Source organism: Kitasatospora sp. NBC_01539, from assembly GCF_045040525.1.
Lineage (GTDB): Bacteria > Actinomycetota > Actinomycetes > Streptomycetales > Streptomycetaceae > Kitasatospora.
This window is the reverse complement of record NZ_CP109390.1, coordinates 6586294-6610747: the sequence shown is the minus strand read 5'-3', so window position 1 is coordinate 6610747 and position 24454 is coordinate 6586294. Positions and strand designations below refer to the sequence as shown.

The window sequence follows — 24454 nt, the reverse complement described above, 5'->3', positions numbered from 1 at the left end:
TGGGTGGCCGCATGACCGTACTCCGCACCGCCCGCCTCACCCTCCGGCCGTGGCAGGACTCCGACCTCGCCCCCTGGGCCGCCATGAACGCCGACCCCGAGGTGCGCCGGCACCTCGGCCCCGTCCTGTCCCGCGCGCAGGCCGACGCCTCCGTGGCCGCCTTCCGCGCGGAGTTCGCGGCCCGCGGCTACGGCTGGTGGGCCGTCGAGACCACCGCCACCGGCACCTTCATCGGCTTCGCCGGCCTCGACGACGTCGACCCCGGTCTCCCCTTCACCGGGGTCGAGATCGGCTGGCGCCTCGCCCGGGAGGCCTGGGGCCACGGCTACGCCACCGAAGCCGCCCGCGCCTGCCTCGCCCTCGGCTTCGACACGCTCGGGCTCCCCGAGATCCTCGCCGTCACCACCGCCGCCAACCACCGCTCGCAGGCCGTCATGCGGCGCCTCGGGATGACCCGCGACCCGGCGGACGACTTCGACGACCCGGACGCCCCCGAGGGACCGCTCCGCCCGAACGTGCTCCACCGGATCGGCCGTCACGGCTGACGGCCGTGCGCCCTGCCCCGGCGGGCGCGCGGCCGTCAGCCGTTCGGCCGTCAGTCGTCAGCCGTCAGTCGCGGAACGTGCGGTCGTCGGCGGCCATCGCCTCCAGCAGCGGCGGCGGGAGGAAGCGGTCGCCGTAGGCGGCGGCCAACTCCCTTGCACGGGCGACGAATCCGGGAAGGCCGCCGTCGTAGCCGTTGATGTACTGCAGCACGCCACCCGTCCACGCGGGGAAGCCGATGCCGAGGATGGAGCCCACGTTGGCGTCGGCGACGGAGGTGAGGACGTTCTCCTCCAGGCAGCGGACGGAGTCCAGGGCCTCGGCGAAGAGCATCCGCTCCTTCATGTCCTCGAACGGGATCTCCGTGCCGGGCCGGGTGAAGTGCTCGCGCAGGCCGGGCCAGAGGCGGGTGCGGCGGCCGTCCGCGTACTCGTAGAAGCCGGCGCCGCCGCTGCGGCCGGTGCGGTCGAACTCGTCGACCATCCGGTCGATCACGGTGTCGGCCGGGTGGGCCGTCCAGCTGCCGCCGGCGTCCTCGACGGCCCGCCGCGACTCGTTGCGGATCTTGCGCGGCAGGGTGAGGGTGAGCTCGTCCATCAGCGAGAGCACCTTCGCCGGGTAGCCGGCCTGCGCGGCGGCCTGCTCGACGGAGACCGGGTCGAGGCCCTCGCCGACCATGGCGACGCCCTCGTTGATGAACTGGCCGATGACGCGCGAGGTGAAGAAGCCGCGGGAGTCGTTGACGACGATCGGCGTCTTCCGGATCTGCCGCACGAGGTCGAAGGCCCGCGCGAGCGCCTCGTCGCCGGTGCGGGCGCCCTTGATGATCTCGACGAGCGGCATCTTGTCGACCGGCGAGAAGAAGTGCAGGCCGATGAAGTCGGCGGGCCGCGAGACGCCTTCGGCGAGCAGGCCGATCGGGAGGGTGGAGGTGTTCGAGCAGAGCAGGGCGTCCGGGGCGACGACGTCCTGCACCTCCTGGAAGACCTTGTGCTTGAGCTCCGGGTTCTCGAAGACCGCCTCGACGACGGCGTCGCAGCCCGCGAGGTCGGCCGCGTCGGCGGTCGGGGTGATCCGGGCGAGCAGCGCCTCGCGCTCCTCCGGGGTGGTGCGGCCGCGCGCCACGGCCTTGTCCAGCAGGCTTGCGGAGTAGGCCTTCCCGCGTTCCGCCGCCTCCGGGGTGACGTCCTTGAGCAGCACCTGGAGACCGGCCCTGGCGCAGGAGTACGCGATGCCCGCGCCCATCATCCCGGCACCGAGCACCGCGACCTTCGTGACCGGCCGGGCGGGGACGTCCTTCGGGCGTCCGGCACCGGAGTTGACGGCCTGCATGTCGAAGAAGAACGCCTGGATCATGTTCTTCGCGGTCTGCCCGGTGACGAGCTCCGTGAAGTAGCGGGCCTCGATCGCCATCGCCGTGTCGACGTCCACCTGGGCACCCTCGACCGCTGCCGCGAGGATGTTGCGCGGCGCCGGGTAGGGCGCTCCGGCGAGCTGCTTGCGCAGACTCGCCGGGAAGGCGGGCAGGCTGGCGGCGAGCGCCGGGGTGGCCGGGGTGCCGCCGGGGATGCGGTATCCCTTGGCGTCCCAGCGCTGCACGGACTCCGGGTTCGCCTCGATGAAGGCACGTGCTTTGGCGAGCATCTCCTCCGGGGTGGAGGCGAGTTCGTCGACCAGGCCGTGCTGCAGGGCCTGCGCCGGACGGTACTGCTGCCCCTGCAGCAACACCTTGAGCAGGGCGTCGGCGATGCCGAGCAGCCGGACGGTGCGGACGACGCCGCCGCCGCCGGGCAGCAGGCCGAGGGTCACCTCCGGCAGGCCGATCTTCGCGCCGGGGGCGTCCAGGGCCACCCGGTGGTGGCAGGCGAGCGCGATCTCCAGGCCGCCGCCGAGCGCGGCGCCGTTGACGGCGGCGACGACGGGCCGACCGAGCGTCTCCAGGACGCGCAGGGCGCGCTTGATGCGCATGCCGTGCTCGAACGTCGCGGCGGCGTCGTCGGGCCCGACGGACGACAGCAGGTGCAGGTCGCCGCCGGCGAAGAACGTCTTCTTGGCGGAGGTCACGATCACCCCGCGCAGGCCCTCGGTGGCCCGCAGCCGCTCCACCACGGCGTCGAACGCCTCGGTGAAGGCCGCGTTCATGGTGTTGACGGACTGCGCCGGGTCGTCGAGGACGAGGGTGACCACACCGTCCCGGTCCTGCTCCCAGCGGATGGCGGTTGCTTCGGTCATGGGGATTTCTCTCCAGGGAGTGGGGGTGGTCAGATGCGCTCGACGACGGTGGCGACGCCCATGCCGCCGCCCACGCAGAGCGTGGCCAGGCCGTAGCGCAGGTCGCGGCGCTCCAGCTCGTCGACGAGCGTGCCGAGGATCATCGCGCCGGTGGCACCGAGCGGGTGGCCGAGCGCGATCGCCCCGCCGTTGACGTTCACCTGCTCGTGGGAGAAGCCGAGTTCGCCCATGAAGCGCAGGGCGACGGCGGCGAAGGCCTCGTTGATCTCGACGAGGTCGATGTCGCCGGGGGTGAGTCCGGCCTTCGCGAGGGCCTTGCGGGTGGCCGGCGCCGGACCGGTGAGCATGATGGTGGGCTCGGAGCCGGAGACCGCGGCGGAGACGATGCGGGCGCGCGGCGTCAGCCCGTACCGCTCGCCGATCTCGCGGGAGCCGATGGCGACGAGCGCGGCGCCGTCGACGATGCCGGAGGAGTTGCCGGCGTGGTGCACGTGGTCGATCGACTCCACCCAGTGGTACTTCTGCAGCGCGACGGCGTCGAAGCCGCCCATCTCGCCGATCGCCGCGAACGACGGCTTGAGGCCCGCCAGGGTCTCCACGGTGGTGCCCGGGCGGACGAACTCGTCACGGTCGAGGACGACCAGGCCGTTGCGGTCGCGGACGGGCACCACCGAGCGGTCGAACAGCCCGTCGGCCTGCGCCTTCGCGGCCCGCGCCTGCGACTCGGCGGCGAAGGCGTCGACGTCGGTGCGGCTGAAGCCGCCGATGGTGGCGATCAGGTCGGCGCCGATGCCCTGCGGCACGAAGCCCGTCTCGTACGAGGTCATCGGGTCCATCGCCCAGGCGCCGCCGTCGGAGCCCATCTTCACCCGCGACATCGACTCGACACCGCCGGCGAGGATCAGGTCCTCCCAGCCCGAACGGACCTTCGCCGCCGCCAGGTTGACGGCTTCCAGGCCGGAGGCGCAGAAGCGGTTCTCCTGCACGCCCGCGACGGTGTCCGGCAGGCCGGCGGCGATGGCGGCGATCCGGGCGATGTCGGAGCCCTGGTCGCCGACCGGGCTGACGACGCCGAGCACGATGTCGTCGATCGCGGCCGGGTCGAGCGAGGGGAACCTGGCCCGGATCTCGTGGATCAGGCCGACGACGAGGTCGATCGGCTTGGTGCCGTGCAGCGAGCCGTTCGCCTTGCCCCGGCCTCGCGGGGTTCGGACGGCGTCGTAGACGTACGCTTCGGTGGTCACGGTGGGGAGCCTTTCGCTGGTCGTCAGCTGAGCAGGGAGCGGCCGATGATCTCTTTCATGATCTCGGTGGTGCCGCCGTAGATGGTCTGGATGCGCCCGTCGGTGAACGCCTTCGCCACCGGGTACTCCGACATGTAGCCGTATCCGCCGTGCAGTTGGAGGCAGCGGTCGGCGGTGCGCTTCTGCAGCTCGGTGGCCCACCACTTGGCCATCGACGCGTCGACGGGCGTCAGCGCGTACCGGTTGTGCTCGGTGATGCACCGGTCGACGAACGTGCGGGTCACCGCGCACTCGGTGGCCAGTTCGGCGATCTCGAAGCGTACGTGCTGGAGCCTGGCCAGCGGCCGCCCGAACGCGGTGCGCTGCTTGACGTACGCGGTGGTGAGCTCCAGCAGGTGCTCGGCGCCCGCGACGGCGGAGACCGCGATGGCGAGCCGCTCCTGCGCGAGGTTGGCCATCAGGTGGACGAAGCCCTGGTTCTCCGTGCCGAGGAGGTTCTCCTTCGGCACCCGGACGTCCTCGAAGAACAGCTCCGCGGTGTCCTGCGCCTTCTGGCCGATCTTGTCGAGGTTGCGGCCCCGCCCGAAGCCCGCCGTCCCGCGTTCCACGACCAGCAGGCTCAGCCCGTGCGCCCCGCCCTCCGGGGTGGTCCGCGCCACGACGACCACCAGGTCGGAGATGATGCCGTTGGAGATGAACGTCTTGCTGCCGTTGAGCAGGTAGTGGTCGCCCTCGTCGACCGCGGTGGTGCGGATGCCCTGCAGGTCGGACCCGGCGCCGGGCTCCGTCATGGCGATCGCCGTGACGGTCCCGCCGCTGCAGAATCCGGGCAGCCAGCGGCGCTTCTGCTCCTCGGTGCCGAGCGAGGTCAGGTACGGGCCGACGATGTCGTTGTGCAGCCCGATCGCCAGCCCGCTCACACCGGCCCGGGTGAACTCCTCGGCGAGCACGGCCGGGAACCGGAAGTCCGGCGTGCCGCCCCCGCCGTACTCCTCCGGCACGGCCAGGCCGAGCAGCCCGTGGCGGCCGGCGGCGAGCCAGGCCTCCCGGTCGACGATGCCCGCCTGCTCCCAGCGCTCGTGGTGCGGGAGCACCTCCTTGGCGAGGAACGCCCGGACGGTCTCCCGGAAGGCCTCGTGCTCGTCGGTGTAGATCTCGCGCTGCACCTGCTGCTCCTCTGCGGTGTCGGCGGTGCGTGGGTGGGGTGCGTGGCGGGGGTGGGGTGCGTGGTCTCCGGTCAGCCGTCCCGCGGTGCGGGGCCGGCGGCGAGCGCGGGGACGTCCCAGTCGCGGGCCACCTCCGCCGTGTCCGCGCCGGGCAGGGCCGGCGGGCGGCGCAGCGCGGCGGGGGTGGCGGAGAAGCGGGGGGCGGGGGCCGGCTGCGGGACGCCGTGGTGGCGGACGTACGTGCCGCGGGCGGCGAGGTGCGGGTGGTCGGCGGCCTCGCCGGCGGTGAGCACGGGGGCGGTGCAGGCGTCGGTGCCCTCGAAGAGGGCCGTCCACGCGGCCCGGGTGCGGGTGGCGAAGCGGTCGGCGATGCGGGTGCGCAGTTCGGTGTGGCGGGGGACGTCCCAGGGGTCGGGGGCGTCGTCGCCGAGGCCGAGGATCTCCGCGAACCGGGCGTAGAACTGCGGTTCCAGCGCGCCGACGGCCATGTACCCGCCGTCGGCGGTGCGGTACACGCCGTACTGGGGGGCGCCGCCGTCGAGGAGGTTGGTGCCGCGGGCGTCCTGCCAGTGCCCGGCGGCGCGCAGGCCCCACAGCATGGTGGTGAGGTGGGCGGCGCCGTCGACGATCGCGGCGTCGACCACCTGGCCCGTGCCGGTGGCGCGGGCGTGGTGGAGGGCCGCGAGCAGGCCGACGGCGAGGTAGAGGGAGCCGCCGGCGTAGTCGCCGAGCAGGTTGGCGGGGATGCCGGGCGGCCCGCCGGGTGCGCCGCCGACCGCGTCGAGGACGCCGGCCGTGGCGATGTAGCCGATGTCGTGGCCCGCGCGGTCGGCGAGGGGGCCGTCCTGGCCCCAGCCGGTCATCCGGCCGTAGACGAGGGCGGGGTTGCGGGCCAGGCAGGCGTCGGGGCCGACGCCGAGCCGTTCGGCGACGCCGGGGCGGTAGCCCTCGACGAGCAGGTCGGCCCGTTCGACGAGGTCGAGCACGGTGCCGGCGCCGCCGGGGGCCTTGAGGTCGACGAGGACGGACCGCTTGTTGCGGTTGGTGAGGTCGAGTGCGGGTGCGGGGCCGAGCGGCGGAGGGCCGGGGCGGTCGACCCGGACGACGTCGGCGCCGAGGTCGGCGAGGAGCATGGCGGCGAACGGGCCGGGGCCGATCCCGGCGAGTTCGACCACGCGCACGCCGGCCAGCGGGCCCTGGGCGGTCTGCTCCGTCACTGCCGTCCTCCGTTGTTTGACAGTGAAGCTGTCACAGTGGCGATGATAAGCAGGTGACCGGCCGGTAACAAGGCCCCGGCGCGCGCCCCGCCGCAGCGCCCCGCGTTGCCGAGCGCGCGCCGCGGGCGGATTCTGGGGCTGACGACCGCCGCCAGAGAAGGTGATCCGCATGCACAACCACTGGATCGTCGACCTGAACTTCGAGGAGGACGAGAGCCGCACCAGTTGCACGGCCTCCCTCAGCGGCTTCAGCGCCCCCGGCGTCCGCGGCATCGGCATCGCCCGCCGCAACCCCGACGACTCCCCCGACTCCACCATCGGCGAGGAACTCGCCGCCGCCCGCGCCTGCTCCAACCTCGCGCACCAGCTGATCGACAAGGCCGCCACCGGCATCGAGACCCGCACCCACGAGACCGCCCGAATCGACTTCTGAACCCCCGTCACATCCGGCCCGGGTCCGGCCGTTCCCCGCCGGACCCATTGACGGGCCCGCGTCCCGCCCGTAGCGTCTGCACCACCCCCTCGGAGTAATCCACACCACCCGTATGCTCCGGGGGCTTCTGCGCGTCGCAGTACCCCCCCGGTACAGACCCGCAGAAGGGACGCCCCCGTGGCCCCCACCACGCGCCGCAGTCTGGTCGCGATCCTCGCCACCGCGCTCGCCGCCGTCGCCATCCCGCTGTCCGCACTCTCCGCGCACGGCGCCGACACACCGCTGCGCACCCTGGCCACCAACGACGGCCGCCAGATCGGCGTCGCGGTGTCCGACGGCAAGCTCACCGGCTCCACCGCCTACGCCTCGCTCCTGAAGAGCCAGTTCAACTCGGTCACCGCCGAGAACGCGATGAAGTGGGACGCCGTCGAGCCCAGTCAGGGCAACTTCAACTGGGCCGCCGCCGACCGGCTCGTCGCCGCCGCCCAGGCCAACGGCCAGGTCGTCCGCGGCCACACCCTCGCCTGGCACAGCCAGGTGCCGAGCTGGATCACCAACGGCGGTTTCAGCGCAGCCCAGTTGAAGACCATGCTGTCGCAGCACATCGCCACCGAGGCCGGACGCTACGCCGGCAAGGTCTACGCCTGGGACGTCGTCAACGAGGCCTTCAACGACGACGGCACCCGCCGTACCAGCCTCTGGCAGACCAACCTCGGCGACAGCTGGATCGCGGACTCCTTCACCGCGGCCCGCGCGGCCGACCCGACGGCGAAGCTCTACATCAACGACTACAACACCGACGGCATCAACGCGAAGAGCACCGCGCTCTACAACCTCGTCAAGTCGCTGAAGCAGCAGGGCGTCCCGATCGACGGCGTCGGCTTCCAGGCCCACCTGATCCTCGGCCAGGTGCCCTCCGACCTCAAGGCCAACCTGCAGCGCTTCGCCGACCTCGGCGTCGACGTCGCCATCACCGAGCTCGACATCCGCATGCAGACGCCGTCCAACGCCACCACCCTCGCCGCCCAGGCCTCCGACTACGGCAAGGTCATCACCGCCTGCCGCGGCGTCACCCGCTGCGTCGGCGTGACCGTCTGGGGCCTCGACGACGCCGACTCCTGGGTGCCGGGCGTCTTCTCCGGCTACGGCGCGGCCACCCTGTACGACGAGAACCTGCAGGCGAAGCCCGCCTACGCGGCGGTCGCGACGGCGTTCGGCGGCTCGACCTCCAGCCCGAGCCCGAGCCCCTCCTCGTCGGCGTCGCCCAGCCCGTCGCCGTCCGCGTCTCCCAGCTCCTCCCCGAGCTCGTCCCCCAACCCCACGGGCGGCTGCACGGCCTCGTACAAGATCGCCAACCAGTGGGCGGGCGGCTTCACCGCCAACCTCACCGTGACCAACCGCGGCACCTCGGCGGTCAGCCCCTGGCAGGTCGGCTGGCAGTTCCCGGCCGCCGGTCAGCAGGTCACCCAGGGCTGGAGCGCGGTGTTCACGCAGTCCGGCAGCACCGTGACGGCCGCGAACCCGGGCTGGGCCACCAGCATCGCCCCCGGCGCCTCGTACAGCTTCGGCTTCAACGGCAGCTGGACCGGCAGCAACCCGGTGCCCGCCTCGCTGAGCCTCAACGGCACCGTCTGCACCACCGTCTGACAGCGGCACCCCGCCGCGGCGGGGTCGCGGGCCACCCGGCCCGCGGCCCCGCCCGCGGGACCGCCCGGGCCCGTCCGACCGCGGGTTCCCCGGCCGCGTACCGGCGGGTAGAGTGCGGCGACCGGCCCGTCCCTCCACCCTGCCGCCCCACGGCGGGCCGCGCCCCCGCGGGCACCGGGGCGGGAACGGGGAACAGCGCACATGACGGTGTGGACCAGGCCGGCCCTCTGGTGGCGGGCGGCGATCGCGCTCTCGGCCTTCCTGGGGATCCTCCTCAGCAACAGCTCGCTGGTGTACTTCACCATCGAGAGCAACGTCATCGTGCTCGGCTACTTCCTCGGTGCCGCGTACTGGATGGTGAAGCGCGGCACCGTGGACGCGCCCGCCCCGCGGCTGCGCGGCGCGGTGACGCTGTACATCACGATCACCGGCCTGGTCGCGCACATCCTGCTCAACCACGGGGAGAACCCGCTGCCCGGGCTGCTCGACGGCCCCGACCGGCTGCAGAACTGGTCGAGCTTCTTCCTCCACTACACGACGCCGCTGATGGTGCTCGCCGACTGGCTGTGCCTGAAGCCGCGCAACGCCTCGCGGTGGAAGGACGTCCCGCTCTGGCTGGCGTTCCCCCTCGGGTACGCCGCCCTGACCGAGCTGCGGGCGGCGCTCCTCCCGTCCTTCCCTCTGCGGTACCCGTACTTCTTCCTCGACCCGACCACCGACGGCTACGGCTGGGTGCTGGGGCAGATGGGCCTGCTCACCGTCGAGTTCGTGGTGCTGGGCGTCGCCGTGGTCGGCCTCGACCGGCTCGGCACCCGGCTCGCCGGACGACGGCCCGCCCGGCCGCAGGAACAGGCGCAGGAACAGGCGCGCGAGCAGTCGAACGAGCAGTCGCAGGAGCCCGCCGAGGCGTAGCCCGGGAGGCGCTCCGCACCCGGGCGGCAGGTGCGGAGCGCCCCCGGACCGCCCGTCACAGCGGGTCGACCCTGCGCAGCTCGCCGTCCAGCTCCAGCCAGCGGGTGATGCCGAGGGCGCGCAGGAAGGGCACGTCGTGGCTGGCCACGATCAGCGCGCCCTGGTAGCCGGCCAGGGCCTGGGTGAGCTGGCGGACGCTCGCCAGGTCCAGGTTGTTGGTCGGTTCGTCGAGCAGCAGCAGCTGCGGCGGCGGTTCGGCCAGGAGCAGCGCGGCGAGGGTCGCCCGGAACCGTTCGCCGCCGGAGAGGGTGGCGGCGGGCCGGTCGGCCCGGTCGCCGCGGAAGAGGAAGCGGGCCAGTCTGGCCCGGATCGCGTTCTCCCCGGCGGTGGGGGCGAACTCCCGGACGTTGCCGACGACGCTGAGCGTGTCGTCGAGCAGGTCGAGCCGCTGCGGCAGGTGCCGGGTCGGTACGGGTGTGCCCACCTCTCCTTCCTCCGGCGCGAGTTCGCCGGCGATGGTGCGCAGCAGGGTGGACTTGCCGGCGCCGTTGCGTCCGACCAGGGCGATGCGTTCGGGCCCGCGGAGGTCGAGGTCGATGCGGGTGCCGTCGGCGACCCGGTGGGCGAGCCGGACGCGGTCGAGCGTGAGCACGGTGCGTCCGGCCGGGACGGCGGTGCGCGGCAGGTCGACCCGGATCTCCGCGTCGTCGCGGACGGCCTCCTCGGCTGCCGTGAGCCGTTCCCTGGCGTCGGCGAGCCGTTCGGCGTGCATGCCCTTCAGTCGGCCCGCGGTCTCCTCGGCCCTGCGCTTGAACGCACCGGCGAGGATCTTCGGGTCGTTGCGGCTGGCGGACTTCTTCTTCCCGTACGCGGCGCTGCGTTCCAGACGCGTACGGGCGTCGACGAGGTCGCGCTTCTGGCGCTGGACGTCGGCGGCGGCGTTGCGTACCAGGCGTTCGGCGGTCTCCTGTTCGGCGGCGAGGGCGTTCTCGTAGTCCTCGAAGTTGCCGCCGTACCAGGTGACGGAGCCGTCCCGGAGGTCGGCGATCTGGTCGACGTGGGCGAGGAGTTCGCGGTCGTGGCTGACGACGACCATGACGCCTCGCCAGGTGGCCACCGCCTCGTACAGGCGGGCGCGGGCCGACCGGTCGAGGTTGTTGGTGGGCTCGTCGAGGAGCAGGACGTCGGGGCGGCGCACCAGCAGCCCGGCGAGGTTGAGCAGCACGGTCTCGCCGCCGGAGAGTTCGCCGGTGGTGCGGTCGAGGCCGAGGTGTCCGAGGCCGAGCCGGTCGAGGGTGGCGCGGGCGCGTTCCTCGACGTCCCAGTCGTCGCCGACTGCGGTGAAGTGCCGTTCGTCGGTGTCGCCGGACTCGATGGCGTGCAGGGCCTCGCGGGCGGCCCGGATGCCGAGCGCCTCGTCGACCCGCGCGTCCTGGGCGAGGGTGAGGCCCTGCGGCAGGTAGCCGATCTCGCCGCCGACCCGGACGGTACCGGAGGTGGGGGTGAGGTCGCCGGCGACGAGCCGCAGGAGGGTCGACTTGCCGGCCCCGTTGAGGCCGATGAGCCCGGTGCGGCCGGGGCCGACGGCGAGGTGGAAGTTCTGCAGGACGGGAGCGCCGTCGGGCCACTCGAAGGACAGGTCGGTGCAGAGGACGGACGTGGTGGGTTGAGCCATGGATGGCCTCCTGCGGTTGCTTCGGAACGGTGAGTGAGCAACACGGGAGACACCGGGAGCGGCGGGGTGAACGGGGACGGCACGGCGCACCGTGGGTGGGCCGGCTCATGTCCGAGGTCGCACGCTCACACGCACTCGACCGCCGGTGAACGGCGGGAGCGGGGGCGGTGTCTCATGACCTCAGACGAGCAACGGCCTTCTCCAGACGGGAGGGAACGGACGAACGTGCGTGTCCCAGGGTAGGCAGGCCGCCGCGCGGTCGCAAAGGGATTTCCGGGGCCGTTGCCGCCGGCGGACCTCGGCACTCTGTCAAAGGCGTCACCGAACGGTTGGCACGGTGATCGATTGTGACGGCGGCCCGCAGGGCCGAGACTCCCAGGGACGCCGTCGGGCACCGGGCGGCGGGCACCGTCCCGGGCCCGGACCCGCCCACCGAGCCGCCCGGCCGCCCGGCCGCCCGACACCCCGCACCGCACCGCACCGCACCGCACCGCCCGCGGGCCCGATCACTCAGAGGTGACCATGACCACCGTGCCGGTGGACCGCGCCGCACCCCGTCGTCCCGCGCCGAAGCGGGTGCGGATGATGCCGCTGGTGGCGCTGATCTTCTTCAGCGTCTCGGGCGGCGCGTACGGCATCGAGGAGCTGTTCTCGACGTCCGGTCCGGGGATGGCGATCCTGCTGATCGTGGTCACCCCGCTGATCTACAGCGTGCCGCACGCGCTGGTGGTGGCGGAGCTCGGCACGGCGATCCCGGAGGAGGGCGGCTACTACCACTGGGTCAAGCGCGGGCTGGGGCGGTTCTGGGGCTTCCAGCAGGGCGTGCTGCAGTGGATCTGCAGCTTTGTCGACATGGCGGTCTACCCGGTGCTGTTCACCAGCTACCTGCAGAGCCTGGTCGGCGCGGTCGCCCCTGGCGAGCACGTGCTGTTCCGGGTGGGTCACCTGCAGTTCGACCTGAACTGGTTCATCTGCCTCGCGGTGATCGTGGTGTTCACCCTGCTCAACCTGTTGGGCGCGGGCTGGGTCGGCGAGTCCTCGGTGGTCTTCGCGGTGGTCTGCCTGCTGCCGATGCTGATCCTCTCCGGCATCGGCATCGCGCACCTGGTCGGCGACGGCGTCGATCCGGTCGGGACGATGACCGCGACGGCCGGGCAGTCCACGTGGAACGCCTTCGGCGCCGGCCTATTCATCGTGATGTGGAACTACTGCGGCTGGGACAGCGTGTCGAACGTCGCCGGCGAGATGGAGAACCCCCGCCGGCACCTGCCCCGCGCGCTGGCCGTCTCGGTCGTCCTGATCATGGTCGGCTACCTGCTGCCCACCGTCGCCTCGCTCGCCACCGGGCCCGACGGCGACGCCGGCTGGCGCAGCTGGGAGGCCGGGTCGTTCTCCGCCGTGGCCGAGCAGCTGGCCGGCCCCTGGCTGCAGTGGACGGTCACCCTGGGCGGCATGTTCGCGGCCGTCGCGATGTTCTCGGCGCTCCTCGCCTCGAACTCGCGGCTGCCGCTGGTGCTGGCACGGGACGGCTACTTCCCGGCCTGGCTGGCGAAGGAGAGCCCCCGCTACCGCGTGCCGGTCGCGTCGGTGGTCGGCTCCTCGGCGATCTACGCGGTGTTCTGCCTGAGCAGCTTCACCAACCTGGTGATCTTCGACGTCTTCCTCACCAACATCGGCATCCTGCTGGAGGTCGCGGCGCTGATCGCCCTGCGGATCAGGGAGCCGGAGCTGGAGCGGCCGTACCGCGTCCCCGGCGGCTGGTGGAGCATCGGCGGCATCGTGGTCAGCCTGCTCGCCGTCTGCGCCTGGGCCGCCTGGCAGCAGTACGTCGAGAGCGGCACCCAGGCGGTGACGTACGGGCTCGCGGTGATCGCCGGGTCGGTCCTGCTGTACCCGCTCCTGGCCCGCCGCGCGCGCCGGACGCGGCGGACGCGGCGGGTGCCGGTGCCCGCGCAGGCCGGGGCGGAGCCGGCCGGGGTGTCCGGCACGTCCGTGTAGCACGGGCGGGGCCGCGGGCCCGGACCGGCGCACCCGCGGCCCCGCCTAGAATCGACGCATCATGAGCGCCACTCTCGTAGTCAAGGACCTCGCCGCCGGCCACGGCGAGCGCACCCTCTTCGCCGGCCTGGACCTCGTCGTCGCACCGGGCGACGTGATCGGCCTGGTCGGGGTGAACGGCGCCGGCAAGTCGACGCTGCTGCGCCTCCTCGCCGGCCTGGACACGCCCGAGGGCGGCTCGCTGAGGCTCAGCCCGCCGACCGCGAACGTCGGCCACCTGCCGCAGGAGCCGGAGCGCCGCCCCGGCGAGTCCGTCCGCGACTTCCTGGCCCGCCGCACCGGCGTGGCGGAGGCGCAGGCCGCACTGGACGAGGCCACCGAGGGCCTGGTCGAGGGCCGTCCCGGCGCCGACGACGCCTACGCGGCGGGCCTGGACCGCTGGCTCGACCTCGGCGGCGCCGACCTGGAGGAGCGCGCCGAGGAGGTCGCCGACTCGCTGGGCCTCAAGGTCTCGCTGGACCTCCCGATGACGGCGCTCTCGGGCGGCCAGGCGGCCCGCGCGGGCCTCGCCTCGCTGCTGCTGTCGCGCTACGACGTGTTCCTGCTGGACGAGCCGACCAACGACCTCGACCTCGACGGTCTGGAGCGGCTGGAGTCCTTCGTCAAGGGCCTGCGCGCGGGCACCGTGCTGATCAGCCACGACCGCGAGTTCCTCGCCCGCACGGTGACCCGGGTGCTGGAGCTCGACCTCCACCAGCAGCAGGTCAACGTCTACGGCGGCGGCTACGAGGCGTACCTGGAGGAGCGCGCGGTGGCCCGCCGGCACGCGCGCGAGCAGTACGACGACTTCGCGGACACCAAGGCCTCGCTGGAGGCCCGCGCGCAGATGCAGCGCAACTGGATGGAGCACGGCGTCCGCAACGCCCGCCGCAAGGGCAGCGACAACGACAAGAAGGCCCGCTCGACGCGCGCCGAGTCGACCGAGAAGCAGGCCTCCAAGGCACGCCAGACGCAGCGGATGATCGAGCGCCTCGACGTGGTCGAGGAGCCCCGCAAGGAGTGGGAGCTGCGGATGGAGATCGCCGCCGCGCCGCGCTCCGGTGCGGTGGTGGCGACGCTGCGCGGCGCGTCCGTACGGCGCGGGGACTTCGCGTTCGGGCCGGTCGACCTGCAGATCGACTGGGCCGACCGGGTGGCGATCACCGGGGCCAACGGCGCGGGCAAGTCGACCCTGCTGGCCGCGCTGCTCGGCCGCCTCGAACTCGACGGCGGCAACGCCGTGCTGGGCTCGGGCGTGGTCGTCGGCGAGGTCGACCAGGCCCGCGGCCTCTTCCTCGGCGGCGAGCCCCTGTCGGACGCCTTCGCGGCGGCCGTACCGGAGTTGACGCCGGAGGAGGTGCGGACGCTGCTGGCGAAGTTCGGCCTCAAGGCCGTGCACGTGGGACGGCCCGCGGCGACGCTCTCCCCCGGCGAGCGGACCCGGGCGGCGCTCGCCCTGCTGCAGGCCCGCGGCGTCAACCTGCTGGTGCTGGACGAGCCGACCAACCACCTCGACCTGCCCGCCATCGAGCAGTTGGAGGCCGCGCTGGCCTCGTACACCGGCACCCTGCTGCTGGTGACGCACGACCGGCGCATGCTGGAGGCCGTGACGGTGAACCGCCGGGTGGTCGTCGAGGACGGCGGCGTCCGCGAGCTCTGAGCGTCGGAGGTCCGGCCCCCTCCGCCGCCTGTGGTGCCACGGCCGCCGCCGACATGCCGACGCGGCTCCGGCCGGAGGGGCGCGGGTGGCGGGCGCACGGCCCCCGCCACGTGCCCGAATTCGTTGGCGGGGGCGCTGGCCTGCGGGGATAATCCGTTGTCATGAACCACACTGCCGACGTCCCCGGCACCACGCCGCATCCGGTGTCCCCCGCCCGGCCGCCCGAGCTGCTGGCCCTGCCCGGCGGGGCCGCGCTGCGCCGCCGCCGGGTGGCGGACGCCGCCGCGGTGAACGCCGCCGTGCACGCCAACCTGGAGCACCTGCGCCCGTGGATGCCCTGGGCGAAGGCCGCGCCGACCATGGACCAGACCGTGGAGATGTCCCGGGCGGGCGAGGAAGTCTGGGACACCGGAACGGACTTCATGTACGTGCTCGGCACGGACGCCGAACCCGACGGCGTCCTCGGCGCGTTCGGCCTGCACGGACGCATCGGGCCCGGCGCGCTGGAGGTGGGCTACTGGATCGCCGACACCCACACCGGCCGCGGCCTCGCCACCGCCGGTGCCCGGGCCCTGACGGCGGCCGCACTCGCCCTGCCCGGCATCAGCCGTGTCGAGATCCACTGCGACGAGGCCAACCTGGCGAGCGCGGCCGTGCCCCGCAAGCTCGGCTTCCGGCTCGACCGGGTGGAGGACGCACTGGTCACCGCCCCCTCCGAGACCGGCCGCAAACTGATCTGGGTCACCACCGGCTGACGCCCCCCCGGGGCCGCACCGGCGGCGCCACGGGCCGGTCCCGCCGGTCCCGCCGGTCGCGCCGGTCGGCGACACCCGGGGAGCCCCGGGCCGCCGCCGACCGTCCGTACCGCGCCGACCGTCAGTAGCGCGCGCCGACCGGCGCCGGGAGGGCGTCCAGCTCGGCGAGGTCCACCGCGGACAGTCGCACGTCGGCCGAGGCCGCGTTGTCCGCCAGGTACTTCGGCGTCTTGGTGCCGGGGATGGGAACGACCAGCCGGCCCTGCGCGACCACCCAGGCCAGCGCCACCTGTGCCGGGGTGGCCCCGATCCGCTCGCCGATCTCACGGGTCTTGGCGACCAGCGCGAGGTTGGCCTCCAGCGCGTCCGCCTGGAACCGCGGCAGGGTGGCCCGCCAGTCGTCCGCCGGCAGGTCGGCGACCGAGGCGAACCGGCCCGCCAGGAAACCCCGGCCGAGCGGCGAGAACGGCAGGAACGCGATGCCGTTCGCCTCCGTGTACGGCAGCACCTCGGCGAGCGCATCCCGCGTCCACAGGGAGAGTTCGGACTGCACCGACGCCACCGGGTGCACCGCCTGGGCCCGCCGGATCTCCTCCACCGACACCTCGGAGAGGCCGATCCGCCGCGCCTTGCCCGCCGTCACGGCCGCCGCGAGCGCGCCCCAGGTCTCCTCGATCGGCACCGCCGGGTCGACCCGGTGCAGCTGGTAGAGGTCGACGTGGTCGGTGCCGAGCCGGCGCAGGCTGTCGTCGATCGCCTGCCGGACGTGCTCCGGCCGCCCGTCGTTGCCGACCCGGGCCCCGTCCGTGCCCGGCACCAGGCCGACCTTGGTCGCCAGCACCGCCCGGTCCCGGTACGGGCCGGCCAGCGCCTTGCCGACCAGTTCCTCGTTGTCGTACGGCCCGTAGACGTCGGCGGTGTCGATCAGGGTGACGCCGAGGTCGAGCGCCGCACGCACCACGTCCACCGAGGTGGTGTCGTCGCGGCCGTTCGGGTCGTACGCCCAGGTCATTCCCATGCAGCCGAGGCCGATCACTCCGACCTGGGGGCCGCCGGTGCCGAGCGTGGTGGTACGCATGCGTGGAACTCCTTCGGATCACGTGGTGCCGTCGTCCACCCACCCTGCCGGTTGGAGTGCGCTCGAAGTCAAGGCGCGGGCAGCGGGCCGCCCTTCGGTGTCCGGTAGTAGCCGATCTTCGCCCGGATCCGGCCCTGCTGCTCCCGCAGACCCGCGATCTGCCGTCCCACCCGGGCGTCGTGGGCCTCCAGGAGCTCCACCCGCTCGGCGAGAGTGGACTCCCCGGCCCGGACGAGCCCGGCGTAGCGCAGCATCTCGGCGATCGGCATGCCGGTGTCGCGCAGGCAGCGCAGGACGCCGAGCCACTCCAGGTCGTCGGGGGTGAACCGGCGCCGGCCGCCGGGCGAGCGCTCCAGCGTGCCGAGCAGGCCGATCCGCTCGTAGTAGCGCAGGGTGTCGAGACTGAAGCCGGACTGCCGGACGGCCTCCGCCGGCGTCAGGCGGTCGGTGGTGGTCATGACGCCGATCATGCCACCGCCCCGGCCCGCCCTTCCGGGGCAGCGGGCACGCCCCGGCAAGGCCCGGCACGGCCCGAGCCGGGAGCGCGGATCCGGCACGGAGCCGACGCCGTGTCGGCACACTGGTCCGACGGCGCTTCCGGTACTAGCCTCTGGCCCAGCCGAGTTACGGGAGTGGCCGCCGATGACGACCGAACGGGCGCTGCCGCGCCGCGCCTGGCACCACCTCGAACCACTGCACGCCGTCCTCTACTACGCCCCGGAGATGTACGCCGAGGCCGCGGCGCTCGGCTTCGCCACCGACACCCGCTGGCCGTCGTACTTCGCCTGGCGCACCGCTCCGCTGGGGGCGGCGAGTGCCGCACTGACCACCGCGGTCTGCTACGGCTTCAGCCCAGCGACGGTGTCCCGGCACGTCCCGGCGGCCTGGTCGACGGCCACCCCGGAAGCCGTCCTCGCAGCCCGGCTGCGGGCCGTGGACGCCTTCTACCGCAACCTGCCGGGCGATGTCACCGACAGCCCCGGCCTGGCGGAGGCGGCCGTCCTCGCGCGCGCCGCCGCCGAGACCGCGCAGTGCGCCGGACGCCCCCTGGCGGCCGCCAACGCCGCGCTGCCCTGGCCCGACGAACCCCATCTGGTGCTCTGGCAGGCCGCCACGGTGCTGCGCGAGCACCGCGGCGACGGGCACCTGACGGCCCTGCTCGCGGCCGGGCTCGACCCGTGCGAGTCGCTGGTCTCGCTCGCGGCGACCGGCGCGGTCGCGGTCGCCGACTTCGCCGGCCGCGGCTGGACGGACGAGGAGTGGGCCGCCGCCACCGAACGGCTCGCGGCACGCGGCTGGGTCGACGCCGAGGGCCGCGCCACCGAGCGGGGCCGGGCCGGACGCAACGACGTCGAGTTCCTCACCGACCGGCTCGCCTCCGGCCCGTGGGACGCCCTCGGCGCCGAGCGCACCGGCCGGCTGCTCGACCTGATCGGGCCGCTCTTCCTGACCGTGGTCCGGGCGGGCCTGTTCCCGCCGGGCGGCACCCTCGGCATCATGACCGTCCCGGCACCGTCCGTGCCGGTCGCGGCGGTCGCGGCGGTCGGCGGAGCGCCGGTCGGGTAGCCGCGCCGGGCCAAAATCGATTCCGGCCGGGTCCGCGCGGTCGCTAGGCTCCGGGACACCGCCCGGGCGGCCGGGTTCCCACGCGGTCGTCCCGGGTGTGTCCAGCGCCCCGCGCCACCGGCCGGGGCCGCCGCCGACGCCGGGAACGGAGGGCCAGTGTCGCCGCAGAACACCTTGTCCGAGGACGACCTGGCCGGATTCGAGAGCCTGGTGGCCCGTCTCCGCCTGCTGTCCGCCGACGACCCGGCGCGGGTCCGCGCGGAGAAGCTCGCGGACGTCTTCCTGCGCGAGGGCCGGCGCCGCCGGCGCCAGACCGCGCACGACCGGGCCCGGGTGTCCGACGCCGCGGTCATCGCCAGGACCGCCACCGGCGCCGCCGACCGGCGCGAGGACGCGCCCCTCCCCGGGAGCGCCGGCCCCGGCCCGGCCGGCACGCTGATACGGGCCCACCACTGCTATGTCTGCAAGTCGACATACCGCCAGGTCGATGCCTTCTACCACCGGCTCTGCCCGTCCTGCGCGGCCGAGAACACCGCACGCCGCACCCTCGGCACGGACCTGCGCGGCCGCCGCGCGCTGCTCACCGGCGGCCGGATCAAGATCGGCTTCCAGCTGGCGCTGATGATGCTCCGGGACGGCGCCGACCTCACCGTCACCAGCCGCTTCCCCGCCGACACCCTGCGCCGCTTCCGCGCCGCCCCCGGCAGCGACGCCTGGTGGGACCGGCTACGCGTGGTCGGCATCGACCTCCGCGACCCGCGCCAGGTGCTCGGGCTCTGCGAGCAGCTCCACGCGGAGGGACAGCCGTTCGACATCCTGGTCAACAACGCCGCGCAGACCGTCCGCCGGCTGCCGGAGGCGTACGCCCTGCTCGCCGCGGGCGAGGAGGGCGGCCTCCCGGAGGGGGCGCGGGTGCTGCACGCCCCGGGGTTCCGTCCGATGCCGGCGCTCGCCCCGGCCTGGCCGACCGCCGGGCTGGAGACCGCCCCCCGGCTCCCCGGATCCCCCCGGACGGCTCCGCCCGGGGCCGAACTGCCGCGGGCCGCACCGCCGTCCGCCGCCCTCCCCCGGCAGGTGCTCCCGGCGGCCGCCGACGAGGCCGGACTGCTGCCCGACACCGCACCCGACAACTCGTGGTCCGCGCAGCTCGGTTCGCTCGACCCGGCAGAGCTGCTGGAGGTGCAGTTGGTCAACGCGCTGGCGCCGGCGCTGCTCTGCGACCGGCTGCTGCCCCTGCTGCTGGCCTCCCCGCACCCCCGCCGGTACATCGTCAACGTCACGGCCGTGGAGGGCCGCTTCGCCGTCCGCAACAAGACGCAGGACCACCCGCACACCAACATGGCGAAGGCCGCCCTCAACATGCTCACCCGCACCAGCGCCGTCGGCCTCGCCCGGCAGGGGGTCCACATGTGCGCGGTCGACACCGGGTGGATCACCGACGAGAGCCCGGCACCGGTGAAGGCCCGCAAGGCCGCCGCCGGATTCCGGACGCCGCTCGACATCGTCGACGGCGCCGCACGGATCTACGACCCGATCGTCCGCGGCGAGGCCGGCGCACCGGTCTCCGGCGTCTTCCTCAAGGACTACCGCGAAGCCGCCTGGTGACACCGGCGGCGCCGGCCGCCGGGGAAACCCGCCGGTCGGCGCCGGAGACCGGGGACCGGCTGCGGGAGGACCGGCCCCGGTGAGGTGTCAGCCGCGCCCGAAGCGCTTGCGGTAGTCGGTCGGGCTGAGTCCGGTCTCGCGGCGCAGCCGGGCCCGCAGGTTGGCGGCGGTGCCGAGGCCGCTGCTGCGGGCGACGACGTCGAGGCGGTCCTCACCGCGTTCGATGAGCCGGCGGGCGAGGGTGATGCGTTCGCCGGTGAGCCAGGCGAGCGGGGTGGTGCCGAGTTCGGCGCGGAAGCGGCGGTGCAGGGTGGCGGGGCTCACGGCGGCCCGGGCGGCGAGGTCGGCGACGGTGAGGGGTGCGTCGAGGCGCGCCTGGGCCCAGGCGAGGACGGGGGCGAGCGAGTCGTCGGGGATGCGGGGCACCGGGCGTTCGACGAACTGCCGTTGCCCACCGTCGCGGTGGGCGGCGAAGACCAGGCGGCGGCTCACCGCGTTGGCGGTTTCGGCGCCGTGGTCGCGGCGCACGATGTGCAGGCCGAGGTCGAGGGCGGCGGCGCTGCCGGCGGCGGTGAGGATGTCGCCGTCGTCGACGAAGAGCACGTCCGGTTCGAGGCGGACGGCGGGGAACCGCTCGCGGAAGGAGTCGGCCCACTGCCAGTGGGCGGTGGCGCGGCGTCCGTCGAGCACGCCGGCCTCGGCGAGGGTGAACGCGCCGCTGCAGAAACCGACCAGCCGCGCCCCGCGGGCGTGGGCCCGGCGGACGGCGTCCAGCACGGCCGGGCGGCGCGGCACGTCGGTGTCGGGGCGGTTCGGCACGATCAGGGTGTCGGCGGTGTCGGCGGCGTCGAGTCCGGCCACCCCGGTGAGCGTGAAGAAGCCGTCCCGCATGGCCGTGCGGGGGTGGGCGGAGCAGAGGGTGAAGTCGTAGAGGTCGCGGCCGAGCTCGGGCCGGTGCAGGCCGAAGACCTCGGTCGCGCAGCCGAGTTCGAAGGGGTTGGAGTTCTCGTCGACGAGGACGACGACCCGGTGCGGGCCCGTCCGGGCCGGCGGGTGGTGGCGGGGTTGCGAGGATTCTTGCGCCATGTGCGATGTCTAGCACTCACCCGGCCGGGCGCACACGGCCAGGATGGGGGGATGAGCAGCGAACCGATCGCCCTGTCCGAGGCCCTGGCCACCTTCGACGCCCGGTGGAGCCCGCGCGTCGTCACCCGCGTCAACGACTACGAGGCGCGCATCGCCAAGGTCGAGGGCGAACACGTCTGGCACGTCCACGAGTCCACCGACGAGTTCTTCCTCGTCCTCGACGGCGAGCTCCGCATCGGGCTGCGCGAGCCGGAGGGAGAGCGCACGGTGACCCTGCCCGCGGGCTCGGTGTTCACCGTGCCGCGCGGCGTCGAGCACCGGCCGTCCGCGCCGCGCCCCACGGCCATTCTGATGTTCGAGCCCTCGGGCACACTGTCGGTCGGCGACCGGCACGAGGACGTCCCCGGGCACGTGGATGCCACGACCGGGCACGAACTGGCCCTCCCCGGGCCCGACGCGTGACGTGAACACACGCCGGTCGGGGTGCCGGACGACTAGGATCGATCAATGACGGACACCACGGACAGAGCAGGGGAACTCGCGGCCCTGGCGGCCCGGTTCCCGCACCTGCACGCCCCGCAGCGCTGGGCGTGGGGCGGCATCGACGCACAGTTCTCGACCGAGCTTCCGCCGGACGGGCTGATCACCAACATCCACGTGGTGGGTTTCACCGACGGCGGGGTCGTCCTCTGCCGCGACACCCGCGGGCACTGGTTCCTCCCGGGTGGCACCCGCGAGGCGTCGGAGTCCGTGGAGTCGTGTCTGGCCAGGGAGTTGCGCGAGGAGGCCGGGGCCCGACTGACCGGGCCGCCGGTCTGGATCGGCGCCCACCGGGCGGTCACCGACCACCCGGAGCCGTACCGTCCGTGGCAGCCCCATCCGGAGAAGGCGTGGCTGTGGGGCTGGGCCGATGTGGTGGTGGACTCCGCGCCGACCAACCCCGACGACGGCGAACAGGTCGTCGAGGTGCGGGCCATGGCCCCGGCGGAGGCGCAGCACCTGCTCGTGCGCGGCCGCGAGCCGTGGTGGGGCGAGCTGGTGGCGCTGGCCGTGGAGTCCCGCGCGCTCGGGGCCTGAACGCCCCCGGACGCCCCCGGACGCCCCCGGACGCCCCCGGGGGGTGACCGGGCACGGGGTGACCGCGGACCGCGCGACGGCCTGCCGTGGCCCGACGGGGAGGGCGGCAGGCGCCCCTTCCCCCGCCGGGCCGTCCGGCCGGACGACGCCTAGCGGGTCAGGCCGGCGCGGCGGAGGGCGTCCGCCATCGCCGAGTTGGCGGCCGGCTGGGCCGCGGCGCGGTCGGTGCCGCCGCGGCGGTCCTGCCGCGGCGGGCGGGAGCCGCGGTCCCTGCGGTCGCCGCCGCGCTCGCCCCGGTCCGTCCGCTCGCCTCCGCCGCGGGGCGTGGTGTCGTCGTCCAGGCGGAGCGTCAGGCCGATGCGCTTGCGGGGGACGTCGACGGTGGTGACCTTGACCCGCACGATGTCGCCGGGCTTGACGACGTCGCGGGGGTCCTTGACGAACGTCTTCGACAGGGCGGAGACGTGCACCAGGCCGTCCTGGTGGACGCCGACGTCGACGAAGGCGCCGAACGCGGCCACGTTGGTGACGACGCCCTCCAGCACCATGCCGACCTCCAGGTCGCCGATCTTGTCGACGCCCTCCTTGAAGGTGGCGGTCTTGAAGGCCGGGCGCGGGTCTCGGCCGGGCTTGTCGAGCTCGCCGAGGATGTCGGTGACGGTCGGCACGCCGAAGGTGTCGTCGGCGAAGTCGGCCGGGCGCAGTGCGCGCAGCGCGGCGCCGTTGCCGATCAGCGCCGGGAGGTCGCCGCCGGTGGCGGTGAGGATGCGCCGCACGACCGGGTACGCCTCGGGGTGCACGGCGGAGGCGTCGAGCGGGTCGTCGCCGCCGGGGATGCGGAGGAAGCCGGCGCACTGTTCGAACGCCTTGGGGCCGAGCCGGGCGACGTCCTTGAGCGCCTTGCGGGTGCGGAAGGGGCCGTTGGCGTCGCGGTGGGCGACGATGTTGTCGGCGAGGGTGCCGGTGACACCGGAGACGCGGGTGAGCAGCGGCGCGGACGCGGTGTTGACGTCGACGCCGACGGCGTTGACGCAGTCCTCGACGACGGCGTCGAGCGAGCGGGAGAGCTTCAGCTCGCTGAGGTCGTGCTGGTACTGGCCGACGCCGATCGACTTGGGGTCGATCTTGACGAGTTCGGCGAGCGGGTCCTGGAGCCGGCGGGCGATGGAGACCGCGCCGCGGATGGAGACGTCCAGGCCGGGCAGTTCCTGCGAGGCGAACGCGGAGGCCGAGTACACGGACGCGCCGGCCTCGGAGACCATCACCTTGGTGAGCGAGAGCTCCGGGTGGTGCTTGATCAGGTCCTCGGCGAGCTTGTCGGTCTCGCGGGAGGCCGTGCCGTTGCCGATTGCGACGAGGTCGACGGCGTGCTTCTTCGCCAGGGCGGCGAGGCTCGCGACGGCCGCGTCCCACTTGTTGGCGGGCTGGTGCGGGTAGATCGTCTCGTGCGCGACGACCTTGCCGGTGGCGTCGACGACCGCGACCTTCACGCCGGTGCGGAAGCCCGGGTCGAGGCCCATGGTGGCGCGGGAGCCGGCGGGGGCCGCCAGCAGGAGGTCGCGGAGGTTCGCGGCGAAGACGCGCACGGCCTCGTCCTCGGCCTCCTGCCGCAGCCGGGTGCGCAGGTCGATGCCGAGGCGGACGAGGATGCGGGTGCGCCAGGCCCAGCGGACGGTGTCGGTGAGCCACCGGTCGCCGGGGCGGCCGCGGTCGGCGACGGCGAAGCGGGCGGCGATCCGCTGCTCGTAGTCGTTCGCGCCGGGCAGGTCGCCGTCCTCGCCGTCGTACGGGGAGAGGTCGAGGCTCAGCACCTCCTCCTTCTCGCCGCGCAGCAGGGCGAGGATGCGGTGCGAGGGGAGCTTGGTGAAGGGCTCGGCGAAGGCGAAGTAGTCGGCGAACTTCGCGCCGTCCTGCTCCTTGCCGTCGCGGACGGTGGCGACGATGCGGCCGCGGGTCCACATCCGCTCGCGGAGCGAGCCGACGAGGTCGGCGTCCTCGCCGAAGCGCTCGACGAGGATGGCGCGGGCGCCCTCCAGGGCGGCGGCGGTGTCGGCGACGGCCTCGTTCAGGTAGCCGCCGGCGAGCGTCGCCGGGTCGTGCGAGGGGTCGGCGAGCAGGGTGTCGGCGAGCGGCTCCAGGCCGTTCTCGCGGGCGATCTGCGCCTTGGTGCGCCGCTTGGGCTTGTACGGGAGGTAGATGTCCTCCAGCCGGGCCTTGGAGTCGGCGGCGAGGATCTGTGCGCGCAGCGTGTCGTCCAGCTTGCCCTGCGCCTCGACGGACTCCAGGACGGCGGCGCGGCGCTCCTCCAGCTCGCGGAGGTAGCGCAGCCGCTCCTCCAGGGTGCGCAGCTGGGCGTCGTCGAGCGCGCCGGTGGCCTCCTTGCGGTAGCGGGCGATGAAGGGCACGGTCGAGCCGCCGTCGAGCAGGTCGACGGCCGCCTTCACCTGCCCCTCGCGGACGCCCAGCTCTTCGGCGATTGTGCGTTCGACCGGCATGGTCACGGAGCCTGCCACCTTCTCCC

The 24454-nt window shown here is 74.0% G+C and carries 20 protein-coding genes; 11 read left to right on the top strand and 9 right to left on the bottom strand.

Features of this window, described 5'->3' with window-relative positions:
• The first annotated feature begins 11 nt into the window (after positions 1-11).
• The gene (locus OG335_RS28655) at positions 12-545 is read left to right on the top strand and encodes a GNAT family N-acetyltransferase (RefSeq protein ID WP_405014021.1); all 534 of its coding nucleotides are present in this window, start codon (positions 12-14) and stop codon (positions 543-545) included.
• A 64-nt stretch (positions 546-609) separates the two neighbouring features.
• On the opposite strand, the gene OG335_RS28650 is transcribed toward OG335_RS28655, so the two are convergent.
• The 4 genes from OG335_RS28650 to OG335_RS28635 all read right to left on the bottom strand — a co-directional run bounded on the left by OG335_RS28650 (position 610) and on the right by OG335_RS28635 (position 6402).
• The gene (locus OG335_RS28650; RefSeq protein ID WP_405014020.1) at positions 610-2775 is read right to left on the bottom strand and encodes a 3-hydroxyacyl-CoA dehydrogenase NAD-binding domain-containing protein; all 2166 of its coding nucleotides are present in this window, start codon (positions 2773-2775) and stop codon (positions 610-612) included.
• A 29-nt stretch (positions 2776-2804) separates the two neighbouring features.
• Positions 2805-4019: an acetyl-CoA C-acetyltransferase gene (locus OG335_RS28645; protein ID WP_405014019.1), complete on the bottom strand. Its 1215-nt coding sequence runs from the start codon at positions 4017-4019 to the stop codon at positions 2805-2807.
• Between the two features lie 23 nt (positions 4020-4042).
• A complete protein-coding gene (locus OG335_RS28640) occupies positions 4043-5185 on the bottom strand; it encodes an acyl-CoA dehydrogenase family protein (RefSeq protein ID WP_405014018.1) in 1143 nt (380 codons plus the stop codon).
• 71 nt (positions 5186-5256) lie between these two features.
• A complete protein-coding gene (locus OG335_RS28635; protein WP_405014017.1) occupies positions 5257-6402 on the bottom strand; it encodes a CaiB/BaiF CoA transferase family protein in 1146 nt (381 codons plus the stop codon).
• Positions 6403-6571: 169 nt separating this feature from the next.
• Between OG335_RS28635 and OG335_RS28630 the strand changes: the two genes are divergently transcribed.
• From OG335_RS28630 to OG335_RS28620, 3 genes are all read left to right on the top strand, one after another.
• Entirely contained in the window at positions 6572-6835 is a 264-nt protein-coding gene (locus OG335_RS28630; RefSeq protein WP_405014016.1) for a DUF1876 domain-containing protein, read from the top strand.
• Positions 6836-7012: 177 nt separating this feature from the next.
• Positions 7013-8482, top strand: a complete 1470-nt coding sequence (locus OG335_RS28625; protein ID WP_405014015.1) for an endo-1,4-beta-xylanase — start codon at positions 7013-7015, stop codon at positions 8480-8482.
• 201 nt (positions 8483-8683) lie between these two features.
• Entirely contained in the window at positions 8684-9394 is a 711-nt protein-coding gene (locus tag OG335_RS28620) for a Pr6Pr family membrane protein (protein ID WP_405014014.1), read from the top strand.
• A gap of 55 nt (positions 9395-9449) precedes the next feature.
• Here the strand turns inward: OG335_RS28620 and OG335_RS28615 are convergent, their stop codons facing one another.
• Entirely contained in the window at positions 9450-11069 is a 1620-nt protein-coding gene (locus OG335_RS28615) for an ABC-F family ATP-binding cassette domain-containing protein (protein WP_405014013.1), read from the bottom strand.
• Between the two features lie 522 nt (positions 11070-11591).
• Here OG335_RS28615 and OG335_RS28610 point away from each other — a divergent pair.
• The 3 genes from OG335_RS28610 (at position 11592) to OG335_RS28600 (ending at position 15521) form a co-directional block, all read left to right on the top strand.
• The gene (locus OG335_RS28610) at positions 11592-13067 is read left to right on the top strand and encodes an APC family permease (RefSeq protein ID WP_405014012.1); all 1476 of its coding nucleotides are present in this window, start codon (positions 11592-11594) and stop codon (positions 13065-13067) included.
• 61 nt (positions 13068-13128) lie between these two features.
• Positions 13129-14766: an ABC-F family ATP-binding cassette domain-containing protein gene (locus OG335_RS28605; protein ID WP_405014011.1), complete on the top strand. Its 1638-nt coding sequence runs from the start codon at positions 13129-13131 to the stop codon at positions 14764-14766.
• A gap of 161 nt (positions 14767-14927) precedes the next feature.
• Entirely contained in the window at positions 14928-15521 is a 594-nt protein-coding gene (locus OG335_RS28600) for a GNAT family N-acetyltransferase; N-acetyltransferase (protein WP_405014010.1), read from the top strand.
• A 121-nt stretch (positions 15522-15642) separates the two neighbouring features.
• Here OG335_RS28600 and OG335_RS28595 read toward each other — a convergent pair whose 3' ends face one another.
• Both OG335_RS28595 and OG335_RS28590 read right to left on the bottom strand, forming a co-directional pair.
• Positions 15643-16599, bottom strand: coding sequence for an aldo/keto reductase (locus OG335_RS28595; protein WP_405014009.1), 957 nt, complete (start codon positions 16597-16599; stop codon positions 15643-15645).
• 68 nt (positions 16600-16667) lie between these two features.
• Entirely contained in the window at positions 16668-17057 is a 390-nt protein-coding gene (locus OG335_RS28590) for a MerR family transcriptional regulator (RefSeq protein ID WP_405014008.1), read from the bottom strand.
• Positions 17058-17241: 184 nt separating this feature from the next.
• On the opposite strand from OG335_RS28590, the gene OG335_RS28585 reads away from it, so the two are divergent.
• The gene (locus OG335_RS28585) at positions 17242-18165 is read left to right on the top strand and encodes an SCO6745 family protein (RefSeq protein ID WP_405014007.1); all 924 of its coding nucleotides are present in this window, start codon (positions 17242-17244) and stop codon (positions 18163-18165) included.
• A gap of 156 nt (positions 18166-18321) precedes the next feature.
• Positions 18322-19770 carry an SDR family oxidoreductase gene (locus OG335_RS28580; RefSeq protein WP_405014006.1) on the top strand — a complete coding sequence of 483 codons (1449 nt, stop codon included), beginning with the start codon at positions 18322-18324 and terminating at the stop codon, positions 19768-19770.
• 87 nt (positions 19771-19857) lie between these two features.
• Here the strand turns inward: OG335_RS28580 and OG335_RS28575 are convergent, their stop codons facing one another.
• Positions 19858-20856: a helix-turn-helix domain-containing protein gene (locus OG335_RS28575; protein ID WP_405014005.1), complete on the bottom strand. Its 999-nt coding sequence runs from the start codon at positions 20854-20856 to the stop codon at positions 19858-19860.
• Between the two features lie 51 nt (positions 20857-20907).
• Between OG335_RS28575 and OG335_RS28570 the strand changes: the two genes are divergently transcribed.
• Both OG335_RS28570 and OG335_RS28565 read left to right on the top strand, forming a co-directional pair.
• Entirely contained in the window at positions 20908-21318 is a 411-nt protein-coding gene (locus OG335_RS28570) for a cupin domain-containing protein (RefSeq protein WP_405014004.1), read from the top strand.
• Between the two features lie 45 nt (positions 21319-21363).
• Positions 21364-21933, top strand: a complete 570-nt coding sequence (locus tag OG335_RS28565; RefSeq protein ID WP_405014003.1) for an NUDIX domain-containing protein — start codon at positions 21364-21366, stop codon at positions 21931-21933.
• Positions 21934-22082: 149 nt separating this feature from the next.
• On the opposite strand, the gene OG335_RS28560 is transcribed toward OG335_RS28565, so the two are convergent.
• Positions 22083-24428, bottom strand: coding sequence for a Tex family protein (locus tag OG335_RS28560; protein ID WP_405015557.1), 2346 nt, complete (start codon positions 24426-24428; stop codon positions 22083-22085).
• Positions 24429-24454: the final 26 nt, after the last annotated feature.

What these genes read in the sequence shown, in the direction of transcription:
- OG335_RS28655 (WP_405014021.1), top strand. Translation starts at nt 12, where the DNA reads ATGACCGTACTCCGCACCGCCCGCCTCACCCTCCGGCCGTGGCAGGAC.
- OG335_RS28650 (WP_405014020.1), bottom strand. Translation starts at nt 2,775, where the DNA reads ATGACCGAAGCAACCGCCATCCGCTGGGAGCAGGACCGGGACGGTGTG.
- OG335_RS28630 (WP_405014016.1), top strand. Translation starts at nt 6,572, where the DNA reads ATGCACAACCACTGGATCGTCGACCTGAACTTCGAGGAGGACGAGAGC.
- OG335_RS28620 (WP_405014014.1), top strand. Translation starts at nt 8,684, where the DNA reads ATGACGGTGTGGACCAGGCCGGCCCTCTGGTGGCGGGCGGCGATCGCG.
- OG335_RS28615 (WP_405014013.1), bottom strand. Translation starts at nt 11,069, where the DNA reads ATGGCTCAACCCACCACGTCCGTCCTCTGCACCGACCTGTCCTTCGAG.
- OG335_RS28610 (WP_405014012.1), top strand. Translation starts at nt 11,592, where the DNA reads ATGACCACCGTGCCGGTGGACCGCGCCGCACCCCGTCGTCCCGCGCCG.
- OG335_RS28605 (WP_405014011.1), top strand. Translation starts at nt 13,129, where the DNA reads ATGAGCGCCACTCTCGTAGTCAAGGACCTCGCCGCCGGCCACGGCGAG.
- OG335_RS28600 (WP_405014010.1), top strand. Translation starts at nt 14,928, where the DNA reads ATGAACCACACTGCCGACGTCCCCGGCACCACGCCGCATCCGGTGTCC.
- OG335_RS28595 (WP_405014009.1), bottom strand. Translation starts at nt 16,599, where the DNA reads ATGCGTACCACCACGCTCGGCACCGGCGGCCCCCAGGTCGGAGTGATC.
- OG335_RS28590 (WP_405014008.1), bottom strand. Translation starts at nt 17,057, where the DNA reads ATGACCACCACCGACCGCCTGACGCCGGCGGAGGCCGTCCGGCAGTCC.
- OG335_RS28585 (WP_405014007.1), top strand. Translation starts at nt 17,242, where the DNA reads ATGACGACCGAACGGGCGCTGCCGCGCCGCGCCTGGCACCACCTCGAA.
- OG335_RS28575 (WP_405014005.1), bottom strand. Translation starts at nt 20,856, where the DNA reads ATGGCGCAAGAATCCTCGCAACCCCGCCACCACCCGCCGGCCCGGACG.
- OG335_RS28570 (WP_405014004.1), top strand. Translation starts at nt 20,908, where the DNA reads ATGAGCAGCGAACCGATCGCCCTGTCCGAGGCCCTGGCCACCTTCGAC.
- OG335_RS28565 (WP_405014003.1), top strand. Translation starts at nt 21,364, where the DNA reads ATGACGGACACCACGGACAGAGCAGGGGAACTCGCGGCCCTGGCGGCC.
- OG335_RS28560 (WP_405015557.1), bottom strand. Translation starts at nt 24,428, where the DNA reads ATGCCGGTCGAACGCACAATCGCCGAAGAGCTGGGCGTCCGCGAGGGG.